We start from the raw sequence: 13018 nt of genomic DNA on the forward strand, positions 1-13018 counted from the left end.
GAACAAATAGCAATCCTTCTCAATTGTTACTCATATTTGTTTACATTATATTTCGCGGCCTTTGAAACCGGGGAAGGGGACCACCATGCCGCGTCACTACGTGCCAACCGCTGTCAGTTCACCACGCTTGCTCGCCTCCGCCATCGGCGTGGCACTCACTGCCACCTCTGCAGCGCACATGGCGTATGCCGCAGAAGCCGAGCCAGCCAAGAACGGCGCGATTGCCCTGGACGCTACCAGCGTGACCGGTCAGGCCGATGCGGCAAACACCGACTACAAGGTGGAAAGTGCCTCTTCGCCGAAGTACACCGCGCCGCTGATCGATATCCCGCGCAGCGTGACGGTGGTCCCTCAGCAAGTCATCAAGGACACCAACGCCCTCACCCTGCAGGACGCCTTGCGCACTGTACCGGGTATCACCATGGGTGCCGGTGAAGGTGGCAACCCGTCCGGCGACCGCCCGTTCATTCGCGGCTTCGACTCCCAAGGTTCGATGTACCTGGACGGCGTGCGTGACACCGGCTCGCAAACCCGTGAAATCTTTGCCATTGAATCGGTAGAAGTGGCCAAGGGCCCTAACTCGGCCATCGGCGGTCGCGGCGCTGCAGGCGGCACCATCAACCTGGTGAGCAAGCGCGCGCACCTGGGTAACTCCACCGACGGCGCATTCACCTGGGGCTCGGACCAGACCCAACGCTACACCTTCGATGGCAACTACCAGTTCCTCGACACCGCGGCGTTCCGTCTGAACCTGATGAGCCACGAAAGCAATGTCGCCGGTCGCGATGAAGTCAACTACGACCGTTGGGGCGTGGCGCCGTCGCTGGTATTCGGCCTGGGCACAGAAACCCGCCTGTACCTGGACTACTACCACGTAGAAAGCAACGACCTGCCAGACTCCGGTATCCCTTACAGCCTGAAGTCCGGTAGCTCGGCCAACCGTACTTCGGCGAACCCCGACAAGCCGACTGACGGCGGCGACAGCAACAATTTCTACGGCCTGGTCGATCGCGACTTCTACAAGAGCCGTGCAGACATCGCCACCATCGCCCTGGAACATGACCTGAGCGACTCGCTGACGATCAAGAACACCCTGCGTCACGGCAGCACCCTGCAGGACTACATCTACAGCCAGCCGGACGACAGCAAGGGCAACATCCTCAAAGGCGAAGTATGGCGCCGTCCGAACAACCGCGTGGCGAACACCACCACGACCACCAACCAGACCGACCTGTTCGGTGAGGTGTACATCGGCGGGTTCAAGAACACTTTCTCTACCGGTATTGAGCTGAGCCGCGAAGTCTCGAACAAAGAAGGCTACGACGTTACCGGGTTCAAATCAGGCGATTGCTCCACCGGCGAAGGTTTGATTCCGGGCGTGTGCACGTCATTCCCTAACCCCGACCCGAATGAAGCATGGGGCGGTAGCGTTGCGCGTAACGATCTGGGCACCGATACCGCTGGCAGCACCCGTGCCATTTACCTGACCGACACACTGGAGTTGGACCCGGCCTGGTTGCTGACCATGGGCCTGCGTTACGACCACTTTGAGACCAAGGCCAAGACCAAAGCCTTGAATAAACAGGGTGCCGTTACTCAATTCAAAACCGAAGACACCAGTGAGTTCATCACCGGTCAACTGGGCCTGACCTGGAAGCCTGCTGAAAACGGCAGCATCTACATTTCCTACGCGACCTCGGCGACGCCTGCCGGTGCTTCGTTGGGTGAAGGCAGCGACGGCAACCCTTTGCTGACCGCTACCACCACCAGCGAGCTGAAACCGGAAGAAACCACCAACTATGAAATTGGTACCAAGTGGGATCTGCTGGATCAGCGCCTGAACCTGACGGCTGCGGTCTTCCGCACCGAAAAAGAGAACGCCCGCGTACTGGTCGACGCCAACACCTACCAGAATGCTGGTAAAAGCCGCGTCGACGGCCTGGAACTGACCGCTACTGGCAAGCTGACCAACAACTGGCAAGTGTTCGCCGGCTACACCTACCTCGACTCCGAGCTGGTCGACGGTGGCTCCCAGAGCGTGAAAGGTGTGCTGGTCGACGGCTACAACGACGGCAACCAGATGCCTAACACGCCGAACAACAGCCTGACCTTGTGGACCACCTACAACGTCACGCCGAAGCTCACCGTCGGTGGTGGTGCGTTCTACTCTGACGACGTCTTCGGCAACGTCACCAACAGCGTGATGGTCGATTCGTACTGGCGTTACGACGCAATGGCCAGCTACAAGCTGACCAAAAACGTCGACCTGCAGTTGAACGTGCAAAACCTCACCAACGAGGTCTACTACGACAAAGCCTACGGCGCTCACTACGCCAACCAGGCCCCGGGCCGCACTGCCCTGCTGACCACCGCCGTGCACTTCTAAGCACGCTGACCAGCAAGCCCCGTTCACTTCGGTGAGCGGGGCTTTCGTGTATCAGGGCATAATACGCGTCGCATTCGCATTTGCAGCAAGACAAGGTGATAGATGTGCTGAAGAAATCCCTGTTTCAACTGCACTGGTTCTTCGGCATCACTGCCGGCCTGGTGCTGGCCTTGATGGGAGTTACCGGGGCAATCTGGGCGTTCCAGGATGAACTGCTGCGCCTGTTCAACCCCGACGTGCTCAAGGTCGAGGTACGCCAGGAAGGCGTGTTGCCAATGCCCGAACTGGTGCGCCGGATCGAAGCCGAGCAAGGTGACAAGGTGGCGATGCTGTCGGTGGCCTCTGAAGGCGACACGGCCGCACGCGTGTTCTTCACCCCACCGCCCGGCGAGCGCCGCGGCTTGATGCGCTACGCCGACCCCTATACCGGCAAACTCCAGGGCGAGGTCAGCGGTCAGGCCTTCTTCGACCTAATGCTGCAACTGCACCGTTTCCTGGCCATGGGCGACACTGGCCGACAGATCACCGGTGCCTGCACCTTGATGCTGATTTTCTTCTGCCTATCCGGCTTGTACCTGCGCTGGCCGCGCCAGGCGCTGAACTGGCGCACCTGGCTGACCCTGGACTGGGCCCGGAAAGGCCGCGCGTTCAACTGGGATCTGCATGCCGTGTTCGGTACCTGGTGCCTGCTGTTCTACCTGCTGTTCGCCCTCACCGGCCTGTTCTGGTCGTATGAATGGTACCGCGAAGGCCTGAACAAACTGCTCGCCGATGCCCCGGCGGCAGGCGAACAGCACAAGCGTGGTGAAGGCCGCGGGCGCCCAGGCGGCGCACCGGGCAAAGACGCCAAGCCGCTGGTGGTTGACTATGACGCGGTGTGGGCCAGCCTGCAGGCTGTCGCCGGCCCGAAGATGAGCAACTACAACCTGCGCCTGCCACCAGCCGGCGGCCAGCCCGCGATGTTGTTCTACCGCCTTGAAGGCGCCGCGCACGAACGCGCCTTCAACACCCTGACCTTCGACCCGGCCAACGGCCAGGTGAAAAAGGTCGAACGCTATGACGACAAGTCCTTCAAGGCGCAATTGCTCGCCAGCGTCTACGCGTTGCACGTGGGCAGCTATTTTGGCCTGACCGGACGCATTCTGTTTGCCATCGCCAGCCTGACCATGCCGCTGTTCTTCGTGACCGGCTGGTTGCTGTACCTCGATCGTCGGCGCAAAAAACGCCAGGTACGTGCGGCGCGCAGCAACCTGCGGCCTGCCGAAACGCAAGGCAACAGCTGGTTGGTGGGCTTCGCCAGCCAGAGCGGTTTTGCCGAACAACTGGCCTGGCAAACCGCTGGCCAACTGCAGGCCGCCGGGGTGCCCGTGCAGGTACGTCCACTGGCCGAGCTGACCGAAAATGATCTGCACCAGGCTGAACGCGCGGTGTTCGTGGTCAGTACCTTCGGTGATGGTGAAGCCCCCGACAGTGCGCGCGGTTTCGAGCGCAAAGTGCTCGGCCAACCGTGGGCGCTGAGCAACCTCAACTACGCCCTGTTGGCCTTGGGCGACCGCCAGTACCCACAGTTCTGTGGGTTCGCCCGCCGTCTGCAGGCATGGCTTGGCGAGCGTGGCGCCACCAGTGCCTTCGCCCCGGTGGAAGTCGACAGTGCCGACCCGGCGTCCCTGCAGCTATGGCAGCAGAAACTGGCACAACTGACCGGCAGCACGCCACCCGCCGCGTGGCAGGCACCGGTATTCGACAACTGGACGCTGACTCAGCGCCAGTTGATGAACCCCGGCAGCCAAGGCTCGTCGGTTTACTTGCTGGGGCTGACGCCGCCGCAACCCACGCAGTGGCAGGCCGGTGATCTGGTGGAAATCCTGCCGCGCAACAACCCGCACAGTGTTGAGCAGTTCCTGCGCGGGCTGGGCCTGGATGGCCAAGCGCGGGTCGAGGTCGACGGCCTGCAGGAGAGCCTGCTGCAAGCGCTGGGCAGCCGCCAGTTGCCCAGCAGCCGCGAGCACTTGGTCGGCTTGCACGCCCAGGCCCTGGTGGATGCCCTGATTCCACTGGCAGCGCGTGAATACTCGATTGCCTCGATCGCCAGCGATGGCGTGCTGGAACTGATTGTGCGCCAGGAACGCCACCCCGATGGCAGCCTGGGCCTGGGTTCAGGCTGGCTGACCGAATACCTGGCGGTGGATAACAGCGTCAGCTTGCGCCTGCGCAACAACAGCGGCTTCCACGTGCCGGCGCCGGCAACACCGATGATCTTGATCGGTAACGGCACCGGCCTGGCCGGCTTGCGCAGCCTGCTCAAAGCCCGCATCGCAGCCGGTGAGCAGCGCAACTGGTTGTTGTTCGGCGAGCGTAACCAGGCGCACGACTTCCTCTGTGGTGATGAACTGCAAGACTGGGTGCGTACCGGTGAACTGGCGCGGTTAGACCTGGCCTTCTCGCGCGATCAGGCACACAAGGTCTACGTGCAGGATCGCTTGCGTGAACAGGCAGTTGAATTGCGTCGCTGGCTGGATGAGGGCGCGTCGATCTACATCTGCGGCAGCCTGCAAGGCATGGCCAGTGGTGTCGATGCAGTGCTCAATGAAGTGCTTGGGGCTGCTCGGGTCGAGCAGTTGATCGAGGCGGGGCGTTATCGGCGCGATGTGTATTGAGTGATCGCGGGGCAAGCCCGCTCCTACAGGAATAAACGCTGTAGGAGCGGGCTTGCCCCGCGATTGCGTTCAATGCAGTTCGAAGGTATCGGCATCCAGATTAGCCGGAAAGCGCGTGCGATACGCCGCCAGATCGGCCGAGCTCAACACCACGGTAAACACCCCGTCCGCCTCCCCCGCACTCAGCAAGCTCTCGCCCTGAAAGTCCAGGACCTGGCTGTCGCCCGAATAGGCGAAACCCTTACCATCAGTACCTACCCGATTCACCGCCGCCACATAACACAGGTTCTCAATCCCCCGAGCTGGCAACAAACGGTTCCAGTGCTGACGACGTGCCGCTGGCCAGTTGGCGGTGTACAGCAACAGGTCGGTGTCTTGCGCGTCACGGCTCCACACCGGGAAACGCAGGTCATAGCAAATCAGCGTGCGCACCCGCCAGCCCTTGACCTCGAACTGCACCTGACGCTCGCCCGGGGTGTAGTGCTTGTGCTCACCGGCCATGCGGAACAGGTGGCGCTTGTCGTAGAACAGGATCTCGCCATCCGGTCGGGCCCAGAGCAAGCGATTGCGGTGGCTACCATCAGCGGTCTGGATAATCACACTGCCGGTTACCACTGCATCGAGCTTCTTCGCCTGGCTTTTCAGCCACTTATAGGTCGGGCCGTTTTCCGGTTCGGCCAGGCTCTCGGACTCCATTGAAAAGCCTGTGGTGAACATCTCCGGCAGGATGATCAGGTCAGCCCCTCGGGCTTGCTCCAACAGGGTTTCGAAATGCTCGTAGTTGGCCAGACGGTCGTGCCAGGCCAAGGTGGTCTGGACCAAGGCAACTTTCAGATTAGGCAGAGCACTCAGATCGCGCATAGCTTCTCCGCTGCCTGGCGCAGCGTCTCCTCGCGTTTGGCAAAACACAGGCGCACCAGGCGCTGTTTGGGAATGGCTTGCTGGTAGAACACCGACACCGGAATGGTCGCCACGCCGTGCTCACGGGTGAGCCACAGCGACATCTCGACATCGTTGAGGTCCGGGCGAATCGCCGAGTAGTCGACCAGCTGAAAGTAGGTGCCGCGGGTTCGGCTGAACTGGAAACGCGACGCTTCCAGCAGGTCGCAGAACAAGTCGCGCTTGGCCTGGTAAAAACCCGGCAGCTCTTCGACATGCTCAGGATGCTCGGCCATGAAGTCGGCCAATGCCCATTGCAACGGTGTCACACCGCAGAAGTTGACGTACTGATGGACCTTGCGCAACTCGCTGCTCAAGGCCGGTGGCGCGACCACATAGCCGGTTTTCCAGCCGGTAACATGGTAAGTCTTGCCAAACGAACTGACCACGAAGGCACGCTGGTACAGCGCTTCAACGCTCAGCACACTGGCATGCTGCACACCGTCGAACACCAGGTGCTCATACACTTCGTCGCTGATCAGGTAAATGTCGCGCTCGGCAATCAACAACGCCAGCTTGTCCAGGTCGTCGCGGCTGATCAGCGCACCACTGGGGTTGTGTGGCGAGTTGAGAATGATCATGCGCGTACGTGGGCTTAGCGCGTCGGTAAGCTTCTGCCAGTCGATGGCAAATTGGCCGTCAGTGAGCTGCACATGCATACAACGCCCGCCGGCCAGTTCAACCGCAGGCTCGTAGCTGTCGTAGCACGGGTCGAAGACAATCACTTCATCACCACTGCGAACCACCGCATGGATAGCGCAGAAGATCGCCTCGGTAGCGCCTGGGGTGATGGTGATTTCTGTCTCGGCATCGACACTGACGCCATAGCTACGAGCAATTTTGCTCGCCACTTGCTGACGCAACGCCGGCAGGCCGGTCATCGGGCAATATTGGTTGTGACCGGCACTGACATGCCGACCTACCGCATCAAGCAGGGCTTGCGGGCCGTTGAAATCAGGGAACCCTTGAGACAGGTTCAAGGCGCCGGTTTGCACGGCGAGTTGGGACATGGTGGTAAAGATGGTCGTGCCGACATTCGGCAACTTGCTGCTGATCATGGAGCCCTCTTTTCCTGCAGAACAATCCGGCGTTCAAGGGAACGAGCATAGCGGATTGAATGGTCAGGAAAAAGGTTGTAACCGTCGCAGCCTGATCGCGGGGCAAGCCCGCTCCTACTGTAGGAGCGGGCTTGCCCCGCGATACACTCAGCGCTTGTCTCTGCGCTTCTTCTCAGCTTTCTTGTGGTGCGACATCAAGCGACGCTTCTTGTTGACCTGACGGTCAGTCAAGGTGTTCTTGTTGCCTTCATACGGGTTGTCACTGCCTTTGTACTCGATACGGATCGGCGTACCGACCAGCTTGAGTACCCGGCGGTAGGTGTTTTCCAGGTAGCGCGAGTAGGACTTGGGTACTTTCTCGACCTGGTTACCGTGGATCACGATGATCGGCGGGTTGGCGCCACCCAGGTGGGCGTAGCGCAGCTTGATCCGGCGACCATTGACCATCGGCGGCTGGTGATCGCTGACCGCGTCTTCGAGGATCTGGGTCAGGCGGCTGGTCGGCCAGCGGGTCACCGCCGACTTGAACGAAGCCTGTACCGATTTGTACAGGTTGCCCACGCCAGTGCCATGCAGCGCCGAGATGAAGTGGATGTCAGCGAAGTCGACGAAGAACAACCGGCGCTCAAGCTCGGTCTTCACATAGTCGCGCTCGCTCGGCTGCATGCCGTCCCACTTGTTCAGGGCGATGACGATGGCACGACCGGCTTCCAGGGCGAAGCCCAGCAGGTTGAGGTCATGGTCAACCACGCCTTCACGGGCGTCCATGACGAAAATCACCACGTTGGCGTCTTTGATCGCCTGCAGGGTTTTGACTACGGAGAACTTTTCAACTTCTTCGTGGATCTTGCCGCGCTTGCGCACCCCGGCGGTGTCAATCAGGGTGTACTTCTCTTCATCACGCTCGAACGGGATGTAGATACTGTCACGCGTGGTGCCCGGCTCGTCGTACACCACCACACGTTCTTCGCCGAGCATGCGGTTGACCAGGGTCGATTTGCCGACGTTCGGACGACCGATGATGGCGATCTTGATCCCATCTTTTTCGCTCGGCCCCGGAATGCGCACGGCTTCCTCGCCTTCGGCGACGTCCTCGTCGAGGGCTTCGTCTTCCTTGTCACGTGGGACTTCGCCCAGCACCAGCTCCATCAGGCCGTTGATGCCGCGGCCCTGAGAGCCAGCCACCGGAATGGCGTTGCCCATGCCCATCGGCGCGAACTCGGCGCGGGCGGTGTCCGGATCGATGTTGTCGATCTTGTTGGCCACCAGGAACGACTGCTTGTTGCGCTTGCGCAGGTGCTCGGCAATCATCTGGTCGGCTGCGGTCATACCGGCGCGAGCGTCGACCAGGAACAGCACGTAGTCGGCTTCTTCGATGGCCATCAGCGATTGCTCGGCCATTTTCTCGTCCATGCCCACTTCGTCGCCGGTGATACCACCGGTGTCGATCAGGATGTAGGTGCGGCCCTGCCAGCGGGCTTCACCGTACTGGCGGTCACGAGTCAGCCCGGACAGATCGCCGACGATTGCATCGCGGGTCTTGGTCAGGCGGTTGAACATGGTGGATTTACCGACGTTCGGTCGGCCCACCAGGGCGATTACGGGAACCATGCGGCTCTCCATTGCATAAATTCAGAAAATACAAAGGCCGCTGCACTGCAGCGGCCGGAGTTCGGGCGGCACCCAAAGTGCCGCAGCCCGAGGCCTGTACGGCCTCAAGCATAGCCTCAGCGGATGGTCAGCGCCTCGAGCTTGCCGCTGTTGCCGTACACATAGATGGTGTCACCCACCACCAGCGGACGGGCACGCAGGCCATCGCTATCGATACGCTCACGACCGACGAAGCGACCATCAACCTGGCTGAGCAGGTGCAGGTAGCCTTCCAGGTCACCCACCGCTACGTAGCTGGAGAACACTTCCGGCGCCGACAGCTGACGACGGGCCAGCGAATCGTTGGTCCACAGCGCACTCGAAGAGCGCTCATCGATACTTTCCACGGTACCCGAAGCCAGGCTCACGTAGACGTTACCGAAGCCCTGGGCCACACCGTTGTAGCTGGAGGCATCGCGCTGCCACAGCACCCGGCCGCTTTCCAGATCAAGGCCGGCAACGCGCCCCTGATAGCTGGTCACGTACAGGGTACCGCCAGACAGCAGCAGGCCACCGTCGATGTCGACAACACGGTCAAGCTCAGAGCGGCCTTGCGGAATAGCGACACGCTGTTCCCACACCGGCACACCGTTACGGGTATCGAGTGCGACGACTTTACCAGTGGACAGGCCCGCGACCGCCAGATGGTTGGTCACGATTGGCGCACCGGTACCGCGCAGGGTCAGTACTGCCGGAGTGCTTTCGTAGATCCAGCGGCGATCACCGGTGCTGGCGTCCAGGCCAATCACGCGGTCGTCCTGGGTTTGCACGACCACAACGTCACCGTTGCTGGCAGGCGGCGCCAGTACTTCACTGGTCACCCGCGAGCGCCAGCGCTCTTCACCAGTGCTGGCATCCAGCGCGATCACATCGCCACGCAGGGTGCCGAGCATGACCAGGCCATAACCGACACCTACCGCGCCGGAAACAGGCAGTTCAAGGTCCTTTTTCCAGGCCACGTCACCGTTGTTGCGATCCATGGCCATTACGATGCCGGTTACATCGGCAGCGTAGATACGATCATTCTCGATCGCCGGGACCAGCATATTGAAGGATTCGCCCTGACCGTCACCGATCGAACGGCTCCACTGCTTCTTCAGGACCACTTCCTCGGTGAACTTGGTCAGCTCGGCCGGTGGCAATTCCTTTTTGCTATTGCTGCTGCAACCCACGGCCAGAAGGGCCAGGGTCAGCACTGCTGCATGTTTCCAACCGATCACGTCACGCATCCCCTTTGGCCAGGTCGTCGAGCTTGAGTTGCAAACCACCGATCGCAGCGTCATCAGACAGCGCGGCCTTGGCCTTTTCATAAGCGGCATGCGCATCAGCAGCACGCCCCAGCTGTACCAGCAAGTCACCTTTGAGCTCTTCGCGGCTGGCCAGGAACGCTTTATCGGCGTCGCCATCGAGCAGTTTCAGTGCGTCTTCAGCCTTGCCCTGGGCAGCCATCACACGTGCCAGGCGCTGACGGGCGATTTCGCCCAGGGTCGCGTCGGCTGGCTTGTCGACGATAGCCTTGAGTTCGGCTGCAGCATCATCAAGCTTGTTGGCCTCGACCGCGACCTTGGCCACGAACAGGCTGCCGTACTGGGCGTAGGCAGAACCGCCAAACTCGTTCTTGAGTTTGCCGGACAGTTCAGCAACCTTGGCAGCATCCGGTTCGCCACTTGGCGTCAGGGTGGTTTCCAGCAGGGCCTGATAAAGGTTCGAGGCGCCTTGCGACTGGTTGCCCTGGTACTTCTGGAAGGCTTGCCAGCCAAACACTATCACCAGTGCCAGCAGGCCGCCGGTTACCAGTGGCTTGCCGTTGCGCTGCCACCAGTCCTTGAATGCCGCCAGCTGTTCATCATCGGTACTCGACACCCCAATACTCCTTTTCACCAAATCGGCTGTTGAACCGCTTCACGCCTGCGCGAGGGAAGCTTCCAGGTGCTCTGCCAGAGCATCCCAGGCAATGTTTTGTTGTTCGCCCTGGCCACGCAGGGGTTTGAAACCTACCACTTGTTGCGCCAGTTCGTCGTCCCCCAGGATCAAGGCGAACAGCGCATTACTCTTGTCGGCCTTCTTGAACTGGCTCTTGAAGCTGCCAGCACCGGCGTTGACCTGCAAACGCAGGTTCGGCAGGCGATCACGCAGACGCTCGGCCAGGGTCAAGCCCGCCAGCTCCGCCTGCTCGCCGAAGGCGCACAGGTAGACGTCGACGGTGCGGTTGATCGACTCCGGCACTTGTTCCAGGGTTTCCAGCAGCAAAATCAGACGCTCGATACCCATGGCGAAACCAACACCCGGGGTCGGCTTGCCGCCCATTTGCTCAACCAGGCCATCGTAGCGGCCACCGGCACACACAGTGCCTTGCGAGCCGAGTTTGTCAGTGACCCACTCGAACACCGTCTTGCTGTAGTAGTCCAGACCACGCACCAGCTTGGTGTTGATCACGAACGGAATACCGGCGGCATCCAGTCGGGCCTTCAGGCCTTCGAAATGCACCCGCGACTCTTCGTCCAGGTAGTCTTCAAGCTTCGGCGCGCCGACCAGTACCGCCTGGGTGTTGGCATCTTTACTGTCGAGGATGCGCAGCGGGTTGGTTTTCAGGCGACGCTGGCTGTCTTCGTCCAGTTGCTCCAGACGCGCCGAGAGGAACTCGACCAGCGCATCACGGTAGCGAGCACGCGCTTCGCTGGTGCCCAGGCTGTTGAGTTCAAGCTTGACTGCGTCACGGATGCCCAAAAGGCCCCACAGGCGCCAGGTCAGCACGATCAGCTCGGCATCGATGTCCGGGCCGTCGAGGTTGAAGACTTCGACGCCGATCTGGTTGAACTGGCGATAACGACCTTTCTGCGGGCGCTCGTGGCGGAACATCTGGCCGATGTACCACAGCTTCTGCACCTGGCCACCGCCAGTGATACCGTGTTCGAGCACAGCGCGCACACAGGCTGCGGTGCCTTCCGGGCGCAGGGTCAGGGAGTCACCGTTACGGTCGGCAAAGGTGTACATCTCTTTTTCGACGATGTCGGTCACTTCACCGATCGAGCGTTTGAACAGCTCGGTGAACTCGACGATCGGCGTGCGGATCTGACGATAGCCGTAGGTGTCCAGCAGGCCGGCCACGGTGCTCTCGAAGTAGCGCCACAGTGGAGTCTGCTCGGGCAGGAGGTCGTTCATGCCACGGATGGCTTGCAGCGATTTGCTCACGAAAAGTCCTTACGAATCTGGGTATCAGCCACGGGCGATCAACGCCGCGTCGGCTTCGGCCTTTTCGGCCGCTTTCTGGCGGATGAGCCTTTCCAGCTCATCGACCAGGTTGTCATTGGTCAGCTTCTGCGACGGCTTGCCATCGATGTAGATCAGGTTCGGCGTACCACCGGTCAGCCCGACATGGGCTTCCTTGGCTTCACCAGGACCGTTGACCACACAGCCAATCACGGCCACGTCCATCGGTACCAGCAAGTCTTCCAGGCGCCCTTCCAGCTCGTTCATGGTTTTCACCACATCGAAGTTCTGCCGCGAGCAGCTCGGGCAGGCGATGAAGTTGATGCCACGCGAACGCAGGTGCAGGGACTTGAGGATGTCGTAACCGACTTTGACTTCCTCAACCGGATCAGCCGCCAGGGAAATGCGAATAGTATCGCCAATTCCTTCGGCGAGCAGCATACCGAGGCCGACAGCGGATTTCACCGTGCCCGAACGCAGACCACCGGCTTCGGTGATGCCCAGGTGCAGCGGCTGAACGATCTGTTTGGCCAACAGGCGGTAGGCTTCGACGGCCATGAACACGTCGGAGGCCTTGACGCTGACCTTGAAGTCCTGGAAATCCAGGCGGTCGAGGTGCTCGACATGACGCATGGCCGACTCGACCAATGCGGCTGGAGTAGGCTCGCCGTATTTTTTCTGCAGGTCTTTTTCCAGGGAACCGGCGTTGACGCCGATGCGGATCGGAATACCGCGGTCGCGCGCAGCATCAACCACTGCCTTGACGCGATCTTCACGGCCGATGTTGCCCGGGTTGATACGCAGGCAATCAACACCCAGTTCAGCCACGCGCAGGGCGATGCGGTAGTCGAAGTGAATGTCGGCGACCAACGGCACGCTGACCTGCTGCTTGATGCGGCCGAAGGCCTCTGCGGCGTCCATGTCCGGTACCGAGACACGGACAATATCGACGCCAGCATCTACCAGGCGATTGATTTGCGCCACGGTGGCAGCAACGTCATTGGTGTCGGTGTTGGTCATGCTCTGGACGGCGATGGGGGCATCGCCGCCGACAGGTACATTACCTACCCAGATTTTTCGCGATTCGCGACGTTTGATCGGTGATTCGCCGTGCATGA

9 protein-coding genes are annotated in these 13018 nt (G+C 60.8%); 2 read left to right on the forward strand and 7 right to left on the reverse strand.

Annotated features, from left to right (window positions below; translation table 11 throughout):
* Positions 1–85 precede the first annotated feature (85 nt).
* Positions 86–2386 carry a TonB-dependent receptor gene (locus ACVWSC_RS23750; protein WP_442109478.1) on the forward strand — a complete coding sequence of 767 codons (2301 nt, stop codon included), beginning with the start codon at positions 86–88 and terminating at the stop codon, positions 2384–2386.
* 104 nt (positions 2387–2490) lie between these two features.
* Positions 2491–5043: a PepSY domain-containing protein gene (locus ACVWSC_RS23755; protein WP_442109479.1), complete on the forward strand. Its 2553-nt coding sequence runs from the start codon at positions 2491–2493 to the stop codon at positions 5041–5043.
* Between the two features lie 69 nt (positions 5044–5112).
* On the opposite strand, the gene ACVWSC_RS23760 is transcribed toward ACVWSC_RS23755, so the two are convergent.
* The 7 genes from ACVWSC_RS23760 to ispG form a co-directional block, all read right to left on the reverse strand.
* A complete protein-coding gene (locus ACVWSC_RS23760) occupies positions 5113–5904 on the reverse strand; it encodes an amidohydrolase (RefSeq protein ID WP_442109480.1) in 792 nt (263 codons plus the stop codon).
* Positions 5892–7040, reverse strand: a complete 1149-nt coding sequence (locus tag ACVWSC_RS23765) for a pyridoxal phosphate-dependent aminotransferase (protein WP_442109481.1) — start codon at positions 7038–7040, stop codon at positions 5892–5894. Before ACVWSC_RS23765 ends, ACVWSC_RS23760 begins: the two co-directional genes overlap by 13 nt.
* A 147-nt stretch (positions 7041–7187) precedes the next feature.
* Entirely contained in the window at positions 7188–8651 is a 1464-nt protein-coding gene (der, locus tag ACVWSC_RS23770; protein WP_442109482.1) for a ribosome biogenesis GTPase Der, read from the reverse strand.
* A gap of 116 nt (positions 8652–8767) precedes the next feature.
* On the reverse strand, positions 8768–9910 hold the full coding sequence (gene bamB / locus ACVWSC_RS23775) for an outer membrane protein assembly factor BamB (protein ID WP_442114363.1): 1143 nt from the start codon (positions 9908–9910) through the stop codon (positions 8768–8770).
* A 1-nt stretch (position 9911) separates the two neighbouring features.
* Positions 9912–10553 carry a YfgM family protein gene (locus ACVWSC_RS23780; protein WP_442109484.1) on the reverse strand — a complete coding sequence of 214 codons (642 nt, stop codon included), beginning with the start codon at positions 10551–10553 and terminating at the stop codon, positions 9912–9914.
* Between the two features lie 39 nt (positions 10554–10592).
* Positions 10593–11882 carry a histidine--tRNA ligase gene (gene hisS / locus ACVWSC_RS23785; protein ID WP_442109486.1) on the reverse strand — a complete coding sequence of 430 codons (1290 nt, stop codon included), beginning with the start codon at positions 11880–11882 and terminating at the stop codon, positions 10593–10595.
* A 24-nt stretch (positions 11883–11906) separates the two neighbouring features.
* Positions 11907–13016 carry a flavodoxin-dependent (E)-4-hydroxy-3-methylbut-2-enyl-diphosphate synthase gene (ispG, locus tag ACVWSC_RS23790; RefSeq protein WP_442109488.1) on the reverse strand — a complete coding sequence of 370 codons (1110 nt, stop codon included), beginning with the start codon at positions 13014–13016 and terminating at the stop codon, positions 11907–11909.
* Positions 13017–13018: the final 2 nt, after the last annotated feature.

This window comes from Pseudomonas sp. NUPR-002 (assembly GCF_056322725.1).

Coding starts and splice junctions, on each gene's coding strand:
- ACVWSC_RS23750 (WP_442109478.1), top strand. CDS start 86: ATGCCGCGTCACTACGTGCCAACCGCTGTCAGTTCACCACGCTTGCTC.
- ACVWSC_RS23760 (WP_442109480.1), bottom strand. CDS start 5,904: ATGCGCGATCTGAGTGCTCTGCCTAATCTGAAAGTTGCCTTGGTCCAG.
- ACVWSC_RS23765 (WP_442109481.1), bottom strand. CDS start 7,040: ATGATCAGCAGCAAGTTGCCGAATGTCGGCACGACCATCTTTACCACC.
- der (WP_442109482.1), bottom strand. CDS start 8,651: ATGGTTCCCGTAATCGCCCTGGTGGGCCGACCGAACGTCGGTAAATCC.
- ispG (WP_442109488.1), bottom strand. CDS start 13,016: ATGCACGGCGAATCACCGATCAAACGTCGCGAATCGCGAAAAATCTGG.